The following is a 20,071-nucleotide window of genomic DNA, read 5'->3' on the forward strand; positions in this document are numbered from 1 at the left end:
CAATGACGCAATATATAAATCTTTCGTCGCTGCCGAACGCCCATCCCGTGCCGAGCCACATCGCGCGCGGCCCGGATGCGGGCTCGCGGCAAGGCAAGGCGCTGCCGCTGGATTTTCTGGCCAAGCCGCGCCAGACGCTGGATGTGCGCTTCGATCCCTCGGCCAGGGCCGTCTGGTGTTCGATGCGGCACGAGAACAGCGTGAGCTGGACCCGGCCTCTGCTGAGCGAACTCAACGCGCTTTATGCCGACATTCGCGCGCTCCATGCCGGTGCGAATTTCGACGACCCGCCGATCCAATTCTTCGTCGGGGCCTCGCTGCGTCCGGGCGTATTCAACATGGGTGGCGACCTGTCCTTTTTCCTCGACCGCGTGCGCGCGCGCGACGCCGAGGGGCTGCGCGCATACGCCTATGCCTGCGTCGACGCCGTCTACAATAATTACAACGGCTTCGATTCGCCGGTGGTGACGATCGCGTTGCTGGAGGGCGACGCCTTGGGCGGTGGCCTGGAGGCGGCGCTGAGTTGCCAATATGTGATCGCCGAGCGCGGGATCAATCTCGGCTTCCCGGAGGCTATGTTCCACACCTTCCCCGGCATGGGCGCCTACAGCCTGCTGTCGCGGCGGCTGGATGCGGCGCGCGCCGAAAAGCTCATTATGGGCGGGCGGATGTTAAAGTCCGAGGATTTCCATCAGATGGGCCTGATCGACGTCCTGGTCGAAAAGGGCGAGGGCAAGGAGCGCGCGCGCGCCTTCATCGCCGAGAATTCACGGCGCCATTCCCTGCTCGGGGCGGTCGGCAAGGTGCGCCGCCGCATTGCGCCGCTCACATTGCAGGAGCTGCGGGACGTGACCGACGTCTGGGTGGAGTCGGTGATGAATCTCACACCCGTAAACCTGCGCAAGATGGAAATGCTGACCTTGGCGCAGGACCGGCTGTTCCAGCAGACGGCGAGTCAGAGATTCGTGAAATAAACGCGGAATTGTCGCGGTGAAACGAAAAGCCTTCCGCGATTGACCAGATCGCGGAAGGCTCTCTTCTTGTCGCCGCCGCCCGGCTTCGCCTTGAACTCAAGCCGAGGTGGAAGGAGGCTGCCCCGCCTGAATGCGTCCGGGCCTTGGCGACAAGAGTCCGGCGTCGCGCCCCAGGCGACGCGGCCGGAATGCATGATTTACCAGACCACCGCGAGAACGGCTGTCACGAAGGCGAAAGCGGCGCAAATCGAAAAAATTTCAACCATGATCGCGTTCGTCATTATTGAAACCTCCAACGAGCTTGGATGAGATGAGTCGCGCAAGACGCCACAGGTTGCTATTTTTCCAACTTCTCCAACCAAAGTTTAATGTATTGTATATTTTCCGACATATCCGAACAATTCCAAATGACGGGCATTGCGGCCTCAACTCTGAGCATCCGCCTGTTTTTTTCGCATTTTTCGCGGGCGCCGGTTTTGCTCGGGTCAGACGTTGAAACGGGAGGCCGCTCCGCGCTTAATGACGGAGCATCGAGTCGCGCGGGATCGAAGGGCAGGGTGAGGGCATGGGCGCCGAGGGCGGCTTTTGCGGACGGCGTGCCGAAAAGGGGCGGGGCTATCACCATGGCAAGCTGCGCCAGGCGCTGCTCGCGGCGGCGCGGGCGCTGATTTCCGAACGCGGTCCGGCCGGCTTCACCCTCGCCGAGGCCGCCAAAAGGGTCGGCGTCACCGGCGCCGCGCCCTATCGCCATTTCGCCGATCGCAACGCCCTGATCGCCGAATTGGCGCAGCAGGGTTTCGAACATTTCAACGAACAATTGGGGCGCGCCTGGGACGGCGGCAGGCCGGACGCCGTTTCCGCCCTGCGCCGGCGCGGCGCGGCCTATCTCGCCTTCGCCAAGGCCGAGCCGGGCCTTTACAAGGCGATGTTCGGCGACGCCGGCGCACTGGCGCGCCAGGGCGGCGACAGGGCCGGGCAAAGGGCTTTCGACGACCTGCTGCGCACGACCGTGGCGGTGCTGCGCCAGTTTCACGCCCCCGAGCACGGCGCCCGCGTGCTGGCGCTCGAAATCTGGGCGACGACTCATGGAATCGCCGACCTCATGTTCGCCGGACATTTCGGCGAAACGCCCGATCAGGCGCTCGCGCTGCTGGAGGATTCGGTCGCCGCGCTGGTCGAAGCCGCCGTGCGCAAGGCGCTGGGCGTATCGTCGATCCTGCCTCCGCGAGGCTGAAACAAATTTTTCTCCGCCCCCTGTGAATGGCTCAGATGTAAATGTATATTACATTCACATCGCGGTCTCGATCGACGGCGGTGAAGGGAGTGTTCGATGAACTGCTCACAACATGCTGGTGCGCATCGTGGTCATCGCGGCTGCATGCGCTGGAAGCCGATCGAAATCGCGGCGATCATCCTTGGCTTCATCTTCTTCTGGCCGGTCGGGCTCGCCCTGCTGGGCTGGAAAATCTACCAGAGCAAGACTCGCTATGCGGGCGATTTCGGCCAGTTCGCCCAGGAAAAATGGGGCGAATTCGAAAGGCGCGCCGGGCTTGGCGGAATGGCGCGCGATTTCGCCGGCGGCTGGGGCGCGTCGAGCGGCAACGCCGCCTTCGATGAATGGCGCAAGGCCGAACTGGAGCGCCTGGAGGAAGAGCGCCGCAAGATCCACGAGGCGGAAAAAGCCTTTTACGACTATCTCGAAGGCCTGCGCCGCGCCCGCGACCGCGAGGAATTCGAGCGTTTCATGGCGAGCCGCGCTTCGCAGGGCGCGCCAAACAGCCCGCCGGAACACAAGGATTCCTGATCGCTCGGCGGCGGCCCCTATAAGCCCATCGTGAGACGGGCGTCTCGCGACGCCCGGTCGGGGTTGCCGTTTTCTTGCCACGGTCGCGCGAATTTTACATATTAACCATCCTGCTTCAGGGGAGATTAACGCCCAGGCCGCAGGAATCGCGCTATGGCGCGTCGCGGTCTTACTTTCCTCTTGTTCGTCATCGGGCTCGGCGGCCTCGCCGGATGCTCGAAATTCGAGCGCGCCCAACGCCCGGCCTGGCGCGCGCGGGCCGAGAATGTCTGTTTCGCCGACCATCGCGTCGCCTTTTCGGCCTATGTCCGGCCAGCGTCGCATGAGATCGACGGCCCGTCGATCTGCGGCCTGACCCGGCCGCTCAAGGTCACCGCGCTGCAGGACGGCGCGGTGATGTTCAACTCGACCCAGACGCTGGACTGCTCGATGGTGGCGGAGCTCAACCAATGGCTGGCCGAAGTGGTCCAGCCGGCGGCCGAGGCCCGTTTCCGCCAAAAGGTCGTCGAGATCGAGTCGATGGGCTCCTATAATTGCCGCTCCATGAACCACCAGTTCGGCGCGCGGCTCTCGGAACATTCCTTCGGCAACGCCATCGACATCGGCGGCTACCGCCTCGCCGATGGACGCAAGATCACCTATGTCCACGACTGGACCCACGGCGACCAGCAGACGCAGGCCTTCCTGCGCGATCTTCACGGCGGCGCCTGCCAACTCTTCACGACGGTGCTCAGCCCCGGTTCAAATCCGTTCCACTACAATCACATGCATGTCGATCTGGCGATGCATGGCATGCGCTCGACGGGGCCGCGCCACATCTGCCGGCCGGCGCGGCAGAACACGATCGCGCCGCAGCCCAGGGACAATCTGCCGGAGACGCCGGATTTCGACGACGATCTCGACGTCGCTCAGGCTGGCGCGCCGCGCGAGCGGCCGGCGCTTGCGATGCGCGGTGAAAGCCTGGCGGTCTCAGGCGCGGCGCCGGACCTGATCCGCCGCCGGTGGCGCGCGTCGCTTCTGGCGCAGACGGAGCGCATTCTGGCGCAATCGCCGCCACCGCCGCCGCCGCGCCGCCCCGGCGACCTGCGCCCGGTCACGCTCCATGCCGAATTGAGCGCCCAATATCCATATCCGGCGCCGCCGCGCCGCGAATCCCATGGCGCGATCCGGCGTGACGGCGTTTATGTCCCCGAAGGGGGCCCGTCCGATTTCGACCTGCATTAGCGGCGACGAACGCCGGGCGCCGCCGATCGCGCCAATTCAGTCCTCGTCCTCGTCTTCGTCGTCAAATTCTTCGTCGTCGTCGAATTCGATCAGGGACAGGCAGGCGGCCGGAACGATCGCGGTGCGGATCGCATCGTCGCTGTCGGCGTACCAGGTGAGTTCGACCTGATCCTTGGTCTGGCGCACCACGGTCATGCTGCGTCCGCCGGATTTCAATTGCACGACCTCGCCGGGTTTGAAGTCCATATCTTTCCTCTTTTGCCTCTCGTGTTCGTTCGGCGCAGGCGCCGGCCGAATCTTCCCTTTTCATACGGTTTCCGCAAGATTGCTGGGCAATCCGCGGGAACGCCATGGCGCGAAAATCCTTGAAATCGCGAGCGGATTTTCACGCCAACGGAATAGGCGTTCCGCATGGATCATGCGGAATGCGCATCAGGGCCATTTCACTATGGGCGGCATGGATGACAATATGGAGTCGACATTGCCGCCGGTGCGCAGGCCGAAAATCGTGCCGCGATCGTAGAGCAGGTTGAACTCGACATAGCGGCCGCGCCGCACGAGTTGCTCCTCGCGTTGCGCATTCGTCCAGGCCCGGCCCATATTGGCCTCGACGAGGCGCGGATAGATGTCGAGAAAAGCCTCGCCCACGGCGCGGGTGAAGGCGAAGGCGGGCTCGAAGGCGTCGCCGCCCGCTTCGAGGTAATCGTAGAAAATGCCGCCGATCCCGCGCGGCTCGTTGCGGTGCTTGAGGAAGAAGTAATCGTCGCACCAGGCCTTGAACCGGGCGTAATCAGCGACCTCATGGCCCTCGCAGGCCGCCCGCATGGCGGTGTGGAAGGCGATCGCATCGGGGTCGTCCTGGGTGCGGCGGGCGTCCAGAACCGGGGTCAGGTCGGCTCCCCCGCCGAACCAGGCGCGGGTCGTCGCCACCATCCTTGTGTTCATATGGACGGCCGGAACATTCGGATTCCAGGGATGGACGATCAGCGAAATGCCGCCCGCCCAGAAACGCGGGTCGGATTCCGCGCCGGGAATCTGTTTGGCGAATTCGGGCGCGAAGGTTCCATGGACCGCGGAGCAATGGACGCCGGCCTTTTCGAACAGGCGGCCCTTGAGCAAAGCCATCTGGCCGCCGCCGCCGGGCGCGCCGTCGTGGTTGGTCCGCTCCCAGGGCGTCAGCGCGAATCGGCCGGGCGCGGCGCCGGGTTCGGCGAGAACGGCGTCGTCGCGCTGCTCCAGCGCCTCGAAGGCGGCGATGATGCGCGACTGCAGCGCGTCGAACCATTCGACCGCCACGCGCTTGCGCACATCCATGATCGTGTCTTTCACGAAAACTCCCCTTGTTCGCCTTTTTGAGCGAATCCCCCCGTCTGGCGCAGAGCTTCGCCCAAAATCATGGCCGCCGCCACCGCGACATTCAGCGAACGCAGTTTCGGGCGCATCGGAATGCGCAAAGTGGCGTCGGCGGCCGCGAAGACCTCGGCCGGCGCGCCCGCGGATTCGCGGCCGACCATGAGAATGTCGTCCGCGCGGAAGACGAAATCGGAATAGGGCGTCGCCCCTTGCGTCGAGAGCAGCAGGAGCCTGCGGCTACTTGTCGCACGCCATTCCGCGAAGGCGCGCCAGGACACATGGCGCGTGATGCGCACATGGTCGAGATAGTCCAGACCCGCGCGGCGGAAGTGTCTGTCGGAGGCCGGGAATCCAGCCGGCTCGATCAGGGCGGCGTCCACCCCGAGACAGGCGCAGAGGCGCAGCATGGTTCCCGCGTTTTGCGGGATTTCCGGTTGATAGAGGGCGAGGCAAAGGGAGGCGTCGGCCGAAGGCATGGCGTTCGATAGCACCACCTGGGCGCACGGCCAATATTGTCTCTTTCATCGGCGTCGGCCCATCGAGCCGCGCCGCATGATTGGGCATCGGGGGATTTGCCTAAGCCCTGGGCGTGGCGGACTGGCCGAATTGGGCGCCCTTCAATCTGGGCGAAGATATGGACAATGGGTCGGAAAGGCGCCAAATAACGGCGCTTACGCAAACAGGCTCGCCCAAATTCAACATCGCATCAGGTCTTTCGACGGCCGGCGGAATCGAGAATTTTGGCGGAGAATGATCGCCGCGCGCCGAAGACCGAGACCTAGGACGCGCGAAATTCATCGGCTTCCCGTCGCGGGCGGAACAGGGGTCCGTCCCGGGCGCGAAGCCGGCCAACGAACGGGGATTGACTTTGGCCAGCGCAACGACGGTCGAACCGACACGCAGAGACTTTCTGTTCATCGCCACCGGCGCGATGGCCGCCGTGGGCGCGGCCGCCGTCGTGTGGCCGCTGATCAACCAGATGAGCCCCGACGCCTCGACCCTGGCGATGGCCTCGAGCGAAGTGGACATCGGCTCGATCGCGGTCGGCCAGATCGTCACCGTCAAATGGCGTGGCAAGCCGGTATTCATCAGCCACCGCACCGCGAAAGAAATCAAGGAAGCGGAAGACGTCGATTGGAAGACGTTTCGCGATCCGCAGCCCGATTCCGCCCGCGTCAAAAAGCCGGAATGGTTGATCGTCATCGGCGTCTGCACCCATCTCGGCTGCATCCCGCTCGGCCACCAGGGCGAATATGGCGGCTGGTTCTGCCCCTGCCATGGCTCCGTCTACGACACGTCCGGCCGCATCCGCAAAGGCCCCGCGCCTCTCAATCTGGCGGTTCCGCAATATTCCTTCCTGACGGACACCAAGGTCAAAATCGGCTGATCGTGGTCCGGCGCGCGCCGGACATCCGCCTTTCCCGCCATTTTTCGAAGAGATTCCCAATGCACGGACTGTCAACTTTCGAGCCGAAGAACGGCCTGGTGAAGTGGCTTGAAGCCCGCCTGCCAATCCTGAGCTTCATGCACGGCTCCTTCGTCGCCTATCCCACCCCGAAGAACCTCAATTACTGGTGGACCTTCGGCGCGATCCTCTCCTTCATGCTGATCGCGCAGATCGTCACCGGCGTGGTGCTCGCCATGCATTACGTGCCGAATTCGGACCTCGCCTTCGAATCGGTCGAAAAGATCATGCGCGACGTGAACTGGGGCTGGATGCTGCGTTACGCCCACGCCAACGGCGCGTCGATGTTCTTCTTCGCCGTCTATATCCACATGTTCCGCGGCATCTATTACGGCTCCTACAAGGCGCCGCGCGAAGTTTTGTGGATCCTCGGCGTGATCATCTTCCTGCTGATGATGGCGACCGGCTTCATGGGCTATGTGCTGCCCTGGGGCCAGATGTCCTTCTGGGGCGCGACCGTCATCACCAACCTGTTCTCGGCGATCCCGCTGGTCGGCGACCAGATCACGGTCTGGCTGTGGGGCGGCTATTCGGTCGGCGACCCGACCCTGAACCGCTTCTTCGCGCTGCATTACCTGCTGCCCTTCATCATCGTCGCCGTGGTCGGCCTGCATGTCTGGGCGCTGCACGTCGTCGGTCAGAACAATCCCGACGGCGTCGAGATCAAGGACGTCGCCAAGGACACCGTGCCGTTCACCCCGCACGCGACGATGAAGGACTCGCTCGGCATCGTGATCTTCCTGCTCCTTTATTGCTGGTTCATCTTCTTCATCCCGAACTACCTCGGCGACGCGGACAATTACATCCGCGCCAATCCGATGAAGACCCCGCCGCACATTGTGCCGGAATGGTACTTCCTGCCGTACTACGCGATCCTGCGCTCGATCCCGAACAAGCTCGCGGGCGTCATCGCCATGTTCTCGTCGATCGCGTTGCTGGCCTTCCTGCCGTGGCTCGACACCTCCAAGGTGCGTTCGGCCAAATACCGTCCGATCTACAAGGTCTTCTTCTGGGTCTTCGTGGTTTGCGCGGTGGGCCTGGGCTATATCGGCGCCATGCCTCCGGAAGGCGGCTACGTTCTCGCCGGGCGCATCCTGGCCGTGGCCTATTTCGCCTTCTTCCTGATCGTTCTGCCGTTGCTTGGCCTTTTCGAGAAGACCAAGCCGGTGCCGGCCACCATCGCCGACGCGGTCCTCGCCAAGCACGGCGGCGCCTCCGCTCCCCACACCAAGGGCTGACCGGCCGATTTCGAGGAACTCAAACAATGGCTTTTACCAAAAAGTTCGGAATCGCGGCGGCGGCCTTGCTCGGTTGCGTCGCCTTCACCACCCTGAGCCTGCGCGCCCAGGAAGGCGGATCGACCGAAACGCCGAAGCCTGAGCGTCAGTCGTGGAGCTTCGCCGGTCCCTTCGGCGCCTTCGACCAGGCCCAGTTGCAGCGCGGCTTCCAGATCTACAAGGAAGTCTGCTCGAACTGCCACGAGCTGCATATCCCGATGCGCACGCTCGCGGAGCCGGGCGGCCCGGGCTTCACCGAGGCGCAGGTCAAAACGCTCGCCGCGACCTATACGATCCACGACGGGCCGAACCTGCAGGGCGAAATGTTCGACCGGCCCGGCCGCCCGGCGGATTATTTCCCGTCGCCCTTCCCGAATCCGGAAGCGGCCGCGGCCTCGCTCGGCGCCGCGCCGCCGGACATGTCACTGCTCGCGAAGTCGATCAAATATGAGCGCGGCTTTCCGTGGTTCATCTTCGATGCGCTGCCGATTCCCGGCGGCATGTATCAGGAAGTTGGCCCGGATATGATCTACGCCATTCTCAATGGCTACACTCATCCGGACGACCCGAACTGGAACCTTTATTTCCCGGGTCACAAGATCGCCATGCCCAAGCCGCTGAACGACGGCCAGGTCCAATATACCGACGGCGCGCCGATGACGCTCCATCAATATTCGAAGGACGTGGCGGCGTTCCTGTACTGGGCGGCCGAACCGACCATGGAGCAGCGCAAGCGCGTTGGCATCCGCGTGATGATCTTCCTGCTGGTGTTCGCCGGACTGCTCTATTTCACCAAAAAGAAGATCTGGGCCGACGTCGCCCACTGATCCGCGCGGCGTTCGCGCGAAAGGAATGGCAAAGGGGCCCCTGCGGGGGCCTCTTTTCGTTCAGCGATGTTCGTTTTCGGCGCTGGCGTGAGCCGCACGCCCGCCCTTGCGACCCGCCGTCTTGGCGAGATCCTTGTCGCGGGCGAAGCTGCGGTTGGCTGGGCTGACGCTACGTCCGCCTTTGCGCCCGGCTTCCGCGGCCAGTTCAGCGTTCTGGGAAAAGCTGCGCTTTTCGCGCGGAACGCTTTCGCCGCCCTTGCGTGCGATCGCGCGCTGCTTTTCGGGATCCATCGAGGCGAAGCCCCGGGCCTTTTTGATCGTTTCCATGGCATAACCTCGCAGGCGCGCGCCGAGCGCGCTTAGCCTTATTGTTAACGTCCAACGCGCGAGGCTGCGTTTGGTCGCGCCGAGTCGGCCGAATTGCGATCACGAAATCGTTATTTTCCGCCTGGACGGCCCGCGTCTTTCGACATGGCCTGCCCGCTGAAACAGGCGACGACGTCGTCATGGGCGCGCGTCTTCTGCTCGGGCGTCAAGGCGTCGCGGACCATGCGCGGCCAGAAGCCGGCGGCTTTGGCGCGCGAAACCACGCAAGTGCAGGTCTGGTGGCAAAGGTCCGGCTGGTCGGCCTCGCGGATACATTGCTCCGCGCATTGGCTGACGAATAGCCGCTCCTGACCCGGCGAAACCACAAAGAGAGCGAGAAGCGACATGAAGCCGAACAGAATCGGCTGATGGACCAGATAAAAGGTCAGGGAATGCCGTCCGAAAAAGGCGAGCCCCCGGGGCAGCGCACGCCCTGACTCCCTCTCGCCGCCCGCTGGGAGAGGAAATTTGGCCAGCGCCACACCGAACAGAACCATGGCCAGCCAGGGCAGGAGCGGCTGGTAGTCGTTGCTGGGCGGCTCGAAGGTTCCAAGCCCGGTCCACCAGAAGATTTTGGCGTCGAAGAATGGACCGGCGAACAGCGTTGGCGCGGCCAGCGCCAGGACGCCCAGGGAGAGCGCGATCCATGCCGGCGCCTCGACCAGGGGCGCGGCGATCAGGCTCGATAAAGCGATCAGATGGAGAATGCCGAAAAAGATCGGCGATTGCGGGAAAAGCCAGAAGGAAGCCGCGCTGATCGCCGCCGCGCCCGCAGTGATCGTCGCCCAGCGGCGCCAGAAGGCGCGGCTGAGCAGCAGCGGCCCGCGCGCCTTTCGGGAGAGGACCAGACTGATCCCGACCAGCAGCAGAAAGCTCGATGCGATGGCGTGGCCCAGCCAGTGGAAGCTTTCGCTATAGAGCAGGCCGGGGGCGATCCAGCCGAAATGGCCGAGATCCCAGGTGAAGTGGAAGGCGAACATGGCCCACAGCGCGACGCCGCGCGCGATGTCAACCCAGAGGAGGCGCGGGGCGGCGCTCACGGCGCGAAATGGGAGAAAACCATGTCCGGCGCCGAGAGATTATGGCGCGAGGGCGCATGACGCCCCGCCCATAGCTCGGTGACGGAAGCGCCCGGGAAGCTCATGATCGGCGATTCCTTCCAGCCCTTGCCGTCCTTTTCGCGCCAGGCGACCCGGGCGACGTCGGAATTGGTCTCGGTCGTGTACATCGAGCGCAGGGCGGCGAAGGGCAGATCGCCGGGCATGGCCCCGGAATAGCTCACGTCGAGCGCGATATGGTCCTGATCGACCAGTTTGAGGGTCACGGTGGCCGAGCCGCCGCGGACGAAATCGAGGGTGAACGCCTTGGTGGCGGGATTGAAAGCGATGTCCTTGATCGCGACGATCGGACGGGGGCCCGCGGGCGAATCCTGCACCTCCAGCGGCCCGATCTGGAACGACGAGCCATAGGCCGTCCAGCGCATGTCGCCGAAGGGCAGGGGGCGAATGCGCCAATTGCCGTCCGCCGGATAGAGGACCAGAACCTCCTCGGCGCGTTCGCGATAGAGCATCCAGAGCTGGATATAGGCGAAACCGGACTCGACATGGTCGCCGACCCTGATCGGAATATTGGTCGGGCGCCAGAAATTGGGATCGATCAGGCCGGTCAGCCACAGGGTTGGCGATTCATAAAAGGTCTTGCGCGGCAGCGCGCCCTCGCCATGCGGCATGTTGCAGGCGGAAAAATCCGGCGCCCAGCGGTCGGTCTTGATCATCCCGATATAGGCGGGATGGACCGCCTGCACGGTCATGTGGCGCACCTGCGGCGAGATGAAATCCAGCTCGACATTGTCGCGCTCGGCGCAAAGTTCGGGCGTCGATTTATTGACGACTTTCACCGCCAGCTCGGTTCCGAAATCTTTCGCGCCCTCGGCGCGGGCAGGCGCGACAAGCGCCGGCGCGAGAACAAGGAGGGCGGCGAGGGCGAGACGACAAAGGCGCATGAAGGCGTTCCGGTGAGCCTTTCCGCCTTTAAGCCCGGAGGGCGACTATGGCAAGCTCAGGCGCATCGGACCTATGCGCCAAAACTCTCCCTTGCCGGAGGCGTCAAGCGCCATTCGTGTCCGAGCGGGCCATGTCCGGCGCCTCGGCCCTTGCGGCCTCGCGGCTTTTCCCGGGCAAACCCGCCGCTTCGCCAAGCGCGGCGTCGACCTGGCTTTCGCTGAATGACGTCCGCACGAAATCGATCCCCGCCTCGCGGACTTGTCCGTTCAGCGCCTCGTCATTGTGCAAGGCGACGACGGCTTCCGCGATTTCGGCGGGCGTCGCGCGTATCTGATCGGCGAGAATTCTCGGGAAAGCGAATCCCTCGGCCGCGACCGGCGTATAGACGCAGGGCGCGCCCGCCGCCAGGCTGTCGAGCACCTTGCCTTTCAGTCCGGCGCCGTAAGCCAATGGCGCGACCGTGAGGCGGACGCTGTTGAAAATCTCGCCGAGATCGGCGACGGCGCCCAGTATGCGGACCCTCTCGCTCGCCAGCCGATGCAAACTCTCCGGCATTTCGCTGCCGGCGAGAAAGCAGGGGATCGATGGGTCTCTCCTCCAAACCTCCGGCATGATCGATTTGACGAGCGATTGCGCCGCGTCGAGATTCGGCCGGTGGGCGAAATGGGCCAGGAATCCCACGCCATTGCGTTGCGCAAAGCGGGCGCCGGCGGGATTGGGCGCGACATGCCACGGAGCGACGAAGATTTTCCTGGGCGGCAGACGCCGCTGCAAAATCTCCCGCTCGACCGGAGAATGGGTCAAGATGGCGTCGGCCTGCGCGGCGAACCAAAGTTCCTGCTGCTGCAGCCATTCGCTGTGCCGCGCGAGGTCGTCGCGCTGTTCCGCCGCGGCTTCCCGCGCCAGCCGCAACCCGTGCAGATCGGCGAGGCTGTAAATGACCCGGGCGCGCGGCTGAAACTTGCGGACCAGGGCGAGATAGCACGAGGCGTTGGAAAACCGGTGCAGATAGACCAGGCGATAGGCGCCGCGCTGGCGCTCAAGCGCTTCCTCCACCGAATTGACCCATGGCTTCAGATGGCAGGTCACGCCCAGAGCTTCGAGCGCGCCGGCGTCGCCGCGCATGTCGGCCGGCGCGAAACTCACGTCGAAACCCAGCCTTTGCAGCGATTGCATATGCGAGACGATGGCCTTCGATCCAGCGTCCCTGGCGAGGTCGGGCAGCCGGTCGTCGATCACCAAAGCCGACGGCCGCGTTTCGGGAGCGGGATGGCCGTTGGGCGATCCTGCCGGGTCCTGCGATTGCCATCGCTGACGCTTCTCGCGCTCGGCGAGACCGCTGCGTTTCCGGCTGTAATCGCTTTTCAGCTTCTCGGCCCGATCCAGCAGGAAGGCCATGCGCCGCTCGAAATCCTCGTCCGTCTCGGCGGCCGCAAGGATGCGGGCCAATTCGTCCGCCACGGCCTGGTCGAAGGACAATGGCGTTTCGATGACTTTCGGAGAACCGGGCAGCAAGGCGCCGTCCTCCTCCCGCCGGACTTCGACCGTATAACGCTCGCCGCCCGGAAGACGTTTTCGGAACGGGAGGCTGAAGGCGCGCCTGCCGTCGCCGATCCCCGCATCGAGAAGATCGCGCCGGAAGCGATTGGCGAGACAACGCCCCACCACCGCCCCGTTCGCGAGGACGATGATGCTGACCGGCGCCTCCGGTTGATCGTCGTCCCAGGCCCAGCCTTCGACGAGAGCGCCGGAAACCATATCGATGCTGCCGCGCAACCCCATGGCCGATCGTTTCGCTCAGGCCGCCGCGACTTCGGCGTCGCATGCGGCAAAGACCGTCCCCAAAGTTGCGGCATCGGACGAACGCCGCAGACGACCCTGCTCGGGCTGGCGCCGTCCTACCAATCCAACAACCCCTGGGATACCGGAATCGCGGGCGAAACGGCGGGCGGTCCGGGCCTTCGTCGATCTCGCGCAGCAGCAGCCGGGGTTCGAACCCCGCGACGGTGAAACCGGCGCCGCGATAGGGCAAAAAAAATCCGCGGCGCTGACGATTTTCGCCGCGCCGTCGTCGGATAAGGCTTCGCTCATGATGTTCCCCCGACCCGCCATTCGTGCGAAACTATAGCGAAGCGGGGACGCAGTGAAAGAGGAGAAGCGATGGAGATCGTCACGGCCGCCGGCGCGATTCGGCTGCGGCCGGAAACCGCGGGCGACGCCGATTTCCGTTTCGGTCTGTTTTGCCTCTCGCGCGCGCTGGAATGGGCGGCTCTGGCCTCGGCGCTGGTCCATTCATTGCCCCGGAGGAGGCCCGAAGGCATGGCAGGCCGCTGGGTCTTAATGTCGCGCGCCGATATTGGCGCGGAAAAGCTCTATCGCCGCCTTGGTTTGGCAGAGGATGGCGGCGACGAGGTTTACGCACAAATGATCTGGCGCCCGCCTGGCCTGTTCGGCTGATTCCCGCCCGCCCCTGTTGGATCTCCTGCAATGAAAGTGGAGTGTTCATGCGCAGGCGTCGGAGCCGAAGAAGAAGGTAGTTTAAAAATGTTATCTAGTAATAACAGTGTGTTATGATAAGTTTCTAGATAAGTGGATTATTTTTGTCTCTGGCGCCATTCTCGCTTAAGGCTGGCTCTCACGTCCTAATGGGATTATCTAGAAGGACGCAAAAGGCGCGGCGTGGGTTTGGAAACTACTGGTAAATGACAGATATATCGGCTCTTTTCTCTTCGCCTGCGGTTTCCGGCGCGGTCGGTGTCGAGCGCGCGATGGCGGAACTGCGCGCCGGCCGGCCGGTCGTCCTGACCGAGGGCGCCGCGCGCCTGCTGGTCTTTCCGGCCGAGAACCTCGATTCCGCCTCCGCCGCCATTCTCGAAAATCTTTCGAATGGTCGCGCCAATCTGATCCTTTCGCCGCAAAGGCTGCGCCGGCTCGGGGTCGAGCGGGCGACGCCCGGACTCGTCGCCACGCCGCGCATCGACGTTGAACGGGTGGGCGCGTTGCTCGCCGACGAGGAGGCGCGCATCGACGCCCCGGTGTCGGCGCCGGGCGCGGCGGAGGAGGCGGCGCTCGATCTGTTGCGCCTCGCCACGCTTCTGCCCGGCGCGATCGTCGCGCCCTTGTCCGAACCCTTGTCTCAGTTGCAGGAGGTCCGGGGCTGCGACGTGCGCGCCTTTCGCGCCAAAAAGGTGCTCTCGCTCCATCTCGTCGGCCGTGCGCCCGTCCCGCTCGAAGGGGCGCCCGATTCCGAAATCGTGGTGTTCCGGGGCGGCGAGGGCCTGCGCGACCAGGCTGCGGTGATCGTCGGCAAGCCGGACCTGTCGGGCCCGGTCCATGTCCGGCTCCATTCCGCCTGCCTGACCGGCGATCTGTTCGGCTCGCTGAAATGCGATTGCGGCGACCAGTTGCGTCACACCGCGAAGATCATGGCCGAAAACGGCGGCGGCGTGATCCTCTATCTCGACCAGGAAGGGCGCGGCAACGGCCTCGCTAACAAGGTGCGGGCCTATAAGCTTCAGGCCCAGGGCCACGACACCTATGACGCCGACGAAATTCTGGGCTTCGGCCTCGACCAGCGCCGCTTCGGCTATGCCGCGCGCATGCTCGACCTGCTCGGCGTGACCCGGGTGCGGCTGATGACCAATAATCCGGCCAAGATCGAGGCCTTGCGGGCGGCCGGGCTCGACGTCACCGACCAGCGCATCCAGGGCCGGCCGACGCCGCAGAACATCCATTACCTCGCCACCAAACGCGACAGAGCGGGCCACTATCTCGATGTCGATCTCCCCCCCGCCGGCGGTTGAGTCCAAGTCGGTCTTTCGTTTCTCGCTGTTTCTGTTCCTGCTCGCCAGTCTCTACCTCGCCTGGCCCTGGCTGTCGGGACAGGTGACGATCCCGTGGGACGCGAAGGCCGGCTTCCAGCCCCAGCTCTCCTTTCTCGCCCATGCGCTGCATAGCGGCCAGTCGCCGTTCTGGACGCCCAATGTCTTCGCGGGCATGCCGCAGATCGCCGACCCGCAGTCGCTGATCTTCTCCCTGCCGCATCTGCTTCTCGCCGTCCTCGTCGCGCAGCCGACCTTCCAGCAGGCCGACGCCGTGGCCTTTCTCATGCTCACCCTCGGCGGGATCGGCTGGATGCTTTACTTCCGCGATCGCGGCTGGCGCGCGGCGGGCGGGATCGTGGCGGCGCTCGCCTTTGCCTATGGGGGATCGGCGGCCTGGCGCATCCAGCACATCGGGCAGATCATGAGTTTGTCGTGGTTTCCGCTCGCCTTCTGGGCGCTGAACCGCGCATTGGACCGCGCCTCCTTCCTGTGGGGCGCGGCGGCGGGCTTCTTCGCCGCCATGATGGTGCTTGGTCCCGACCAGGTCGCCTGGCTGTTCACCCTGACGCTGATCGCCTTCGTCCTCTGGCGGCTCTTTTCGCCGCCGGAAAGCGACAGCCACGCCTTTGGAGCGCGCTTGGCGAGGATGTTCAAGCCGCTGCTCGGCGGATTGATCGTCGGCCTGCCCCTGGTCGCGCCGCCGCTTTTGTGGACCGTCGCGCTGACGCAGGACTCGAACCGCCCCGAGATCACGCTGCAGGGCGCTCTCATGGGCTCGCTCCATCCGGCCTCGCTTCTGACCGCGCTGGTCGCCAATCTCTATGACATTCACGGGCCGCTGTCGGCGACCTGGGGGCCGCCTTCGTCCGGCTGGGGTCCGACCGGCCTCGTTCTCGCCCGCAACATGGCCGAGATCTATTTCGGCGCCTTGCCTTTTCTCGCGCTGGTCGCGTTCGGTTTCGGCCGGCTTTGGGCGCTGGAGCGTCCGATGCGCTTCTTCTTCGCCGCTTTCCTGGCCGTCGGGGTTTATGCGCTTGGCAAATACACCCCGGTCTTCGCCGCTTTGTTCGAACTGCCGGGCGCCGACCTGTTCCGCCGCCCGGCCGACGCCACTTTTCCGCTTTGCGTTTTTGCCGCGGTCATCGGCGGCTATTGCGTCTCCCGCTTCATCGACGCGCCGCCGGACAAAAGGGGGCGATATATTGGCCTGGCTCTGGTCGCCGCGCTTTACGTTCTGGCTGTCGGCGTCGCCGTCGCCAAGCATCATCTGGCCATGGCGTTGCCTTCGATCGGCTTTTCTCTGGTCTGCGCTCTTTTGTCGCTGGGGGCGCTGCTCGGCGCCCGGCGCTGGCGCGCAAAACCCTGGCTCGGCGTTTTGCTGGTCGGTCTGGTCCTGAGCTTCGACCTGTCGCTGAACAATGCGCCGAACGATTCCACCGGCCTGCCGCCGCAGACCTATGACGTGCTGCGGGAGAACACGCATAACGAAACCATTCTTTTCATCAAGCGGAAACTGGCGGAGAACGCGGCGCCGGACCGCCGCGACCGGGTGGAACTGGCCGGGATCGACTTCCAATGGCCCAACGCCGGCCTGACCCACGGTTTCGATACGGACCTCGCCTATAATCCGATGCGGCTGGCGCTTTTCGTCGATGTGACCCACGCGCTCGACCATGTCGCGCTGCCCTCGGAGCGCGTCTTTTCCCCGGCCTTTCATTCCTACAAATCGCCGATGGCCAATCTCATGGGCCTGCGCTGGATCGCGACCGGCGTTCCCGCCGAAGACATCGACCACAGCCTGAAGCCCGGCGACCTGCCTTTGGTCAAGCGCACCGCCGACGCCTTTATTTATGAAAATAAAGATGCTCTGCCGCGCGTTTTGCTGCCGGGGCGGGCGATCGCGGCGGATTTTTCGCAAATCATCGCCACGGGCGGGATGCCGGATATTGATTACCGCCGCTTCGTCCTGTTCGACCGCGCCGAATGCGCGGCACATCCGGACCTAAATTGCGCGCCGGACGCTGCGGCGGCGCAGGCGAATCGGGCCGAGACTGGTTCGGCCAAAATCCTGCGCTACGACAACACCTTGATCGACATTGAGGCCGACGCGCCGAAGGAGGGCGGCTTTCTTGTCCTCAACGACGTCTGGCAAAGCTGGTGGGCGGCCTATGTCGATGGCCGGCCGGCGCCGATTTTCCGCGCCAATCTGATGTTCCGCGCCGTGCGTCTCGGCCCCGGCCCGCATCGCGTCCGCTTCCGCTTCGAGCCGAGCCGCGCCTTTGTGCAATTTCTGCCGAAGAGGTTTCTGCACGGATAGGGGCGTTTGCGATTTTCGTTGAATTTCTCGCTACGGATTTCGGATCCGGCGGCGATCGCGGGCGAGGCGCAGGTGAGCGACATCGCTGAAGGGATGGCGCGGGGCGCGATCGCCTTGGCGACGCGCGGGCTCGAACGCAACTGGATGTCGCCATACGTTCCACCGCTGTGCGCGAGCCTCGATGAACGCCGAGAGCGGCAAAGCCCAAGCGTCCTGGATTGCGCGGCAGATTGCCCGCCCCCATTCCCTGCGGCCACTCGCGACTTGCCGAACCGGGGTTGGCGCCGTAAATGACGCCCAGCGTCCGGGAGCCGGGCGCCGCCGCCGCTGGCGCGCCGTCCCTAGGCTTTTTCCCGCCCGCGCGCGGCGAGATCGCCGATGGCCCGGAGCGACCGGGCGGCGATCCTGCTCAGGCAGCGTCAGCGATGGAACGTATGGGGAGCGACCAGGAGCAAGAGGCAGAGCCGCAGAACGTGGCGCCGACGTCGTTTTCGTCAACACGACAGAGCGAACGCGCGGCCATCGTGGCCAAAGCCGAGCGGCGGCGCAAGCTCGTCAGCCGCGTCGGCGCCGCCGCGAGCGTTATCCTCGTCGGCCTTGCCGTCTTCGTCCTTTCCCGCGTCCTTGCTCATCTCGATATGGCGCAGCTGCGGGCCGCCTTCGCCGCGACCTCGGCGAGACAGATCGCGCTTGGCCTGCTCTTCACCGCCAGCTCCTATCTGATGCTGACCGGCTATGACGCAATCGCCCTGCGCCAGCTCAAATTGCGCGTGCCCTATCGCACCACGGCGCTCGCCTCCTTCACTTCCTACGCCGTCTCCTTCACTCTTGGCTTTCCAATCTTCACCGGCGGCACGGTGCGCTACTGGATCTATTCCCGCGCCGGCGTGCGCCCGGGCAAGATCGCCAGCCTCACCGTGGTCGCCGGCGTCACCTTCTGGCTCGGCATGGCGGTGGTCATCGCCTTGGGCCTGATAGTCGAGGCCAGGCCAGTCTCGAACATCGACCATCTCGCGGTCGAGTTCAATCGCTTGATCGGCTTCGGCGTCCTGCTCGCCATCGGCGTCTACCTCTATTGGGTTTCCGCGCGTCCGCGCCGCGCCCGCTGGCAGGGGCTTTCCCTCGAACTGCCGGGCTTGGGCCTGTCGCTCGGGCAGATCGCGCTCGGCGTCATGGACCTGTGCAGCGCGGCCGCCGCGCTCTATGTCCTGCTGCCCACCCGCGAGGGGCTCGATTTCTTCACTTTCGCCGCGGTCTATGTCTTCGCCTGCCTGCTCGGCATCGCCAGTCATGCGCCGGGCGGCATCGGCGTCTTCGAGGCGACCATGCTGAAGGTTCTGCCTTCGCCCTCGCAAGAGGCGCTGCTCGCCTCGCTGTTGATGTTCCGCGTTCTTTATTATGTCATTCCTTTCGTGTTGGCTCTTGCACTCCTCGGCGCGAATGAAGGCGGGCGCCGCTGGGACGCGCTGCGCGAGGCGATGAACCGCGCGCAAAGCGAAGGGGAAAAGGACGCCTGAGCCAGGAATTCACCTGGATGAATGAAACGTGCGATTCGGTCGACGCCCTCGTCGCCAGTCTGATCGAAGCCATGCCCGAACCGGTGCTGGTGGTGGACGCCGCGGTCCGTCTGGTCGCCGCCAACGGTCCGGCGCGGGTGATTTTTCCGCTTTTGCGGCTGAGGGCGCCGCTGGCGTCCACCCTGCGCGCCGTGGACCTGCATGACGCCATCGCCCGCGTGCTCAGAACCGGCGAGCCGGAGAACGTCTCCTGGCTGGACCGGGTGCCGGTCGAGCGGCTGTTCCAGGTCCATGTCGCCGGCTTCCATTCCGACGTCACGCGCTATGTCGCGCTCAATCTGCACGATGCTACGGAATCGCGCCGGCTGGAGCAGGCACGGGTGGATTTCGTCGCCAACGCCAGCCACGAATTGCGCACGCCGCTCGCCTCGTTGCTCGGATTCATCGAGACCCTCCAGGGGCCGGCGCGGGGCGACGCGGAGGCGCGCGCCCGTTTCCTGCCCATCATGCTGGAGCAGGCGCGACGCATGGCGCGGTTGGTGGACGACCTGCTTTCGCTGTCGCGGATCGAGCAGACCCTCCATGTCCAGCCGCGCGCGGCGGTCGATCTCGCGCCGCTCGTCCAGCATGTCTGCGACGCTCTGACGCCGCTCGCCATGGAAAATCGGGTCAGGCTCGATCTCGACGCCCGCAAGGTCGTGGTGCGCGGCGACCACGACGAATTGGTGCGGGTCGCCGAAAATCTGATCGAAAACGCGATCAAATACAGCGCGCCGGACAAGAAACAGTCAGCGCGCAAGGTCTGGGTGGCGATCGGCGCGCGCGAAAGCATGGGTTTTCTCACGGTGCGGGACGAGGGGCCGGGCATAGCGCCGGAGAACATTCCCCGTCTCACCGAACGGTTCTACCGGGTGGACGCCGGGCAGAGCCGCGCCAAGGGCGGCACGGGACTGGGCCTCGCGCTGGTCAAGCACATTCTCGCCCGCCATCGCGGCCGGCTGGGCATACAATCGGCGCCTGGACGCGGCGCGGCTTTCACCGCCTTCGTGCCGTTGGACGCCAAATGATCTAACGATGGGTAAGGATTTTTTTACTTGCTCCATCGCGCCCGAATTCCGGG

20 protein-coding genes are annotated in these 20,071 nt (G+C 64.7%); 13 read left to right on the forward strand and 7 right to left on the reverse strand.

All coding sequences use genetic code 11. The features are described 5' to 3' along the window. Nucleotides 1-2: 2 nt before the first annotated feature. The 5 genes from K2U94_RS07650 (at nucleotide 3) to K2U94_RS07670 (ending at nucleotide 4,002) form a co-directional block, all read left to right on the forward strand. Entirely contained in the window at nucleotides 3-974 is a 972-nt protein-coding gene (locus K2U94_RS07650; RefSeq protein WP_243066640.1) for a crotonase/enoyl-CoA hydratase family protein, read from the forward strand. A gap of 66 nt (nucleotides 975-1,040) precedes the next feature. After that, on the forward strand, nucleotides 1,041-1,283 hold the full coding sequence (locus K2U94_RS07655; RefSeq protein WP_243066641.1) for a hypothetical protein: 243 nt from the start codon (nucleotides 1,041-1,043) through the stop codon (nucleotides 1,281-1,283). A gap of 256 nt (nucleotides 1,284-1,539) precedes the next feature. Beyond that, nucleotides 1,540-2,208 (forward strand): TetR/AcrR family transcriptional regulator, encoded by a 669-nt coding sequence (locus K2U94_RS07660; RefSeq protein ID WP_243066642.1) that lies wholly within the window; start codon nucleotides 1,540-1,542, stop codon nucleotides 2,206-2,208. Between the two features lie 96 nt (nucleotides 2,209-2,304). Then, the gene (locus K2U94_RS07665) at nucleotides 2,305-2,778 is read left to right on the forward strand and encodes a DUF2852 domain-containing protein (RefSeq protein WP_243066643.1); all 474 of its coding nucleotides are present in this window, start codon (nucleotides 2,305-2,307) and stop codon (nucleotides 2,776-2,778) included. A 153-nt stretch (nucleotides 2,779-2,931) separates the two neighbouring features. Next, nucleotides 2,932-4,002, forward strand: a complete 1,071-nt coding sequence (locus K2U94_RS07670) for an extensin-like domain-containing protein (RefSeq protein WP_243066644.1) — start codon at nucleotides 2,932-2,934, stop codon at nucleotides 4,000-4,002. A gap of 36 nt (nucleotides 4,003-4,038) precedes the next feature. On the opposite strand, the gene K2U94_RS07675 is transcribed toward K2U94_RS07670, so the two are convergent. The 3 genes from K2U94_RS07675 to K2U94_RS07685 form a co-directional block, all read right to left on the reverse strand. After that, on the reverse strand, nucleotides 4,039-4,248 hold the full coding sequence (locus tag K2U94_RS07675; protein ID WP_243066645.1) for a YodC family protein: 210 nt from the start codon (nucleotides 4,246-4,248) through the stop codon (nucleotides 4,039-4,041). Between the two features lie 186 nt (nucleotides 4,249-4,434). After that, nucleotides 4,435-5,316, reverse strand: coding sequence for an oxygen-dependent coproporphyrinogen oxidase (gene hemF / locus K2U94_RS07680; RefSeq protein WP_243068830.1), 882 nt, complete (start codon nucleotides 5,314-5,316; stop codon nucleotides 4,435-4,437). A gap of 11 nt (nucleotides 5,317-5,327) precedes the next feature. Continuing rightward, nucleotides 5,328-5,831, reverse strand: coding sequence for a tRNA (cytidine(34)-2'-O)-methyltransferase (locus K2U94_RS07685; protein ID WP_243066646.1), 504 nt, complete (start codon nucleotides 5,829-5,831; stop codon nucleotides 5,328-5,330). A 386-nt stretch (nucleotides 5,832-6,217) separates the two neighbouring features. On the opposite strand from K2U94_RS07685, the gene petA reads away from it, so the two are divergent. Genes petA through K2U94_RS07700 form a run of 3 tightly spaced genes read left to right on the forward strand, consistent with a single transcriptional unit; the run spans nucleotide 6,218 to nucleotide 8,924 of the window. After that, nucleotides 6,218-6,742, forward strand: a complete 525-nt coding sequence (gene petA / locus K2U94_RS07690; protein WP_243066647.1) for a ubiquinol-cytochrome c reductase iron-sulfur subunit — start codon at nucleotides 6,218-6,220, stop codon at nucleotides 6,740-6,742. Nucleotides 6,743-6,801: 59 nt separating this feature from the next. Next, the gene (locus K2U94_RS07695; protein ID WP_243066648.1) at nucleotides 6,802-8,058 is read left to right on the forward strand and encodes a cytochrome b; all 1,257 of its coding nucleotides are present in this window, start codon (nucleotides 6,802-6,804) and stop codon (nucleotides 8,056-8,058) included. Between the two features lie 26 nt (nucleotides 8,059-8,084). Further along, nucleotides 8,085-8,924: a cytochrome c1 gene (locus K2U94_RS07700; protein ID WP_243066649.1), complete on the forward strand. Its 840-nt coding sequence runs from the start codon at nucleotides 8,085-8,087 to the stop codon at nucleotides 8,922-8,924. A gap of 60 nt (nucleotides 8,925-8,984) precedes the next feature. Here the strand turns inward: K2U94_RS07700 and K2U94_RS07705 are convergent, their stop codons facing one another. From K2U94_RS07705 to K2U94_RS07720, 4 genes are all read right to left on the reverse strand, one after another. Further along, a complete protein-coding gene (locus K2U94_RS07705) occupies nucleotides 8,985-9,251 on the reverse strand; it encodes a con-10 family general stress protein (RefSeq protein ID WP_243066650.1) in 267 nt (88 codons plus the stop codon). Between the two features lie 110 nt (nucleotides 9,252-9,361). After that, a complete protein-coding gene (locus K2U94_RS07710; RefSeq protein WP_243066651.1) occupies nucleotides 9,362-10,330 on the reverse strand; it encodes an acetyltransferase domain-containing protein in 969 nt (322 codons plus the stop codon). Beyond that, nucleotides 10,327-11,292 (reverse strand): hypothetical protein, encoded by a 966-nt coding sequence (locus K2U94_RS07715; RefSeq protein ID WP_243066652.1) that lies wholly within the window; start codon nucleotides 11,290-11,292, stop codon nucleotides 10,327-10,329. The genes K2U94_RS07710 and K2U94_RS07715 overlap by 4 nt, the downstream gene beginning before the upstream one ends. 103 nt (nucleotides 11,293-11,395) lie before the next feature. Further along, nucleotides 11,396-13,075, reverse strand: coding sequence for a glycosyltransferase family 4 protein (locus K2U94_RS07720; RefSeq protein WP_243066653.1), 1,680 nt, complete (start codon nucleotides 13,073-13,075; stop codon nucleotides 11,396-11,398). A gap of 378 nt (nucleotides 13,076-13,453) precedes the next feature. Here K2U94_RS07720 and K2U94_RS07725 point away from each other — a divergent pair, with 378 nt between their 5' ends. The 5 genes from K2U94_RS07725 to K2U94_RS07745 all read left to right on the forward strand — a co-directional run bounded on the left by K2U94_RS07725 (nucleotide 13,454) and on the right by K2U94_RS07745 (nucleotide 20,018). After that, nucleotides 13,454-13,750: a hypothetical protein gene (locus K2U94_RS07725; protein WP_243066654.1), complete on the forward strand. Its 297-nt coding sequence runs from the start codon at nucleotides 13,454-13,456 to the stop codon at nucleotides 13,748-13,750. A 245-nt stretch (nucleotides 13,751-13,995) separates the two neighbouring features. Continuing rightward, complete coding sequence (gene ribA / locus K2U94_RS07730) at nucleotides 13,996-15,096, forward strand: GTP cyclohydrolase II RibA (protein WP_243066655.1); 1,101 nt, start codon at nucleotides 13,996-13,998, stop codon at nucleotides 15,094-15,096. Further along, the gene (locus tag K2U94_RS07735) at nucleotides 15,068-17,434 is read left to right on the forward strand and encodes a glycosyltransferase family protein (protein ID WP_243066656.1); all 2,367 of its coding nucleotides are present in this window, start codon (nucleotides 15,068-15,070) and stop codon (nucleotides 17,432-17,434) included. The genes ribA and K2U94_RS07735 overlap by 29 nt, the downstream gene beginning before the upstream one ends. Before the next feature lie 290 nt (nucleotides 17,435-17,724). Next, nucleotides 17,725-18,951, forward strand: a complete 1,227-nt coding sequence (locus K2U94_RS07740; protein WP_243066657.1) for a lysylphosphatidylglycerol synthase domain-containing protein — start codon at nucleotides 17,725-17,727, stop codon at nucleotides 18,949-18,951. Nucleotides 18,952-18,968: 17 nt separating this feature from the next. Beyond that, on the forward strand, nucleotides 18,969-20,018 hold the full coding sequence (locus K2U94_RS07745) for an ATP-binding protein (RefSeq protein ID WP_243066658.1): 1,050 nt from the start codon (nucleotides 18,969-18,971) through the stop codon (nucleotides 20,016-20,018). Nucleotides 20,019-20,071 lie beyond the last annotated feature (53 nt).

The sequence above is a fragment of the Candidatus Rhodoblastus alkanivorans genome, assembly GCF_022760755.1.
Taxonomy (GTDB): Bacteria; Pseudomonadota; Alphaproteobacteria; order Rhizobiales; family Beijerinckiaceae; genus Rhodoblastus; species Rhodoblastus alkanivorans.

Bases quoted from the DNA above. Each gene is read 5' to 3' on its own strand.
- K2U94_RS07720 (WP_243066653.1), bottom strand. From the start codon at position 13,075: ATGGGGTTGCGCGGCAGCATCGATATGGTTTCCGGCGCTCTCGTCGAA.
- K2U94_RS07650 (WP_243066640.1), top strand. From the start codon at position 3: ATGACGCAATATATAAATCTTTCGTCGCTGCCGAACGCCCATCCCGTG.
- K2U94_RS07660 (WP_243066642.1), top strand. From the start codon at position 1,540: ATGGGCGCCGAGGGCGGCTTTTGCGGACGGCGTGCCGAAAAGGGGCGG.
- K2U94_RS07700 (WP_243066649.1), top strand. From the start codon at position 8,085: ATGGCTTTTACCAAAAAGTTCGGAATCGCGGCGGCGGCCTTGCTCGGT.
- K2U94_RS07685 (WP_243066646.1), bottom strand. From the start codon at position 5,831: ATGCCTTCGGCCGACGCCTCCCTTTGCCTCGCCCTCTATCAACCGGAA.
- K2U94_RS07675 (WP_243066645.1), bottom strand. From the start codon at position 4,248: ATGGACTTCAAACCCGGCGAGGTCGTGCAATTGAAATCCGGCGGACGC.
- ribA (WP_243066655.1), top strand. From the start codon at position 13,996: ATGACAGATATATCGGCTCTTTTCTCTTCGCCTGCGGTTTCCGGCGCG.
- K2U94_RS07670 (WP_243066644.1), top strand. From the start codon at position 2,932: ATGGCGCGTCGCGGTCTTACTTTCCTCTTGTTCGTCATCGGGCTCGGC.
- K2U94_RS07665 (WP_243066643.1), top strand. From the start codon at position 2,305: ATGAACTGCTCACAACATGCTGGTGCGCATCGTGGTCATCGCGGCTGC.
- K2U94_RS07735 (WP_243066656.1), top strand. From the start codon at position 15,068: ATGTCGATCTCCCCCCCGCCGGCGGTTGAGTCCAAGTCGGTCTTTCGT.
- K2U94_RS07745 (WP_243066658.1), top strand. From the start codon at position 18,969: ATGAATGAAACGTGCGATTCGGTCGACGCCCTCGTCGCCAGTCTGATC.
- K2U94_RS07715 (WP_243066652.1), bottom strand. From the start codon at position 11,292: ATGCGCCTTTGTCGTCTCGCCCTCGCCGCCCTCCTTGTTCTCGCGCCG.
- K2U94_RS07695 (WP_243066648.1), top strand. From the start codon at position 6,802: ATGCACGGACTGTCAACTTTCGAGCCGAAGAACGGCCTGGTGAAGTGG.
- K2U94_RS07740 (WP_243066657.1), top strand. From the start codon at position 17,725: ATGACGCCCAGCGTCCGGGAGCCGGGCGCCGCCGCCGCTGGCGCGCCG.
- hemF (WP_243068830.1), bottom strand. From the start codon at position 5,316: ATGGATGTGCGCAAGCGCGTGGCGGTCGAATGGTTCGACGCGCTGCAG.
- K2U94_RS07725 (WP_243066654.1), top strand. From the start codon at position 13,454: ATGGAGATCGTCACGGCCGCCGGCGCGATTCGGCTGCGGCCGGAAACC.
- K2U94_RS07705 (WP_243066650.1), bottom strand. From the start codon at position 9,251: ATGGAAACGATCAAAAAGGCCCGGGGCTTCGCCTCGATGGATCCCGAA.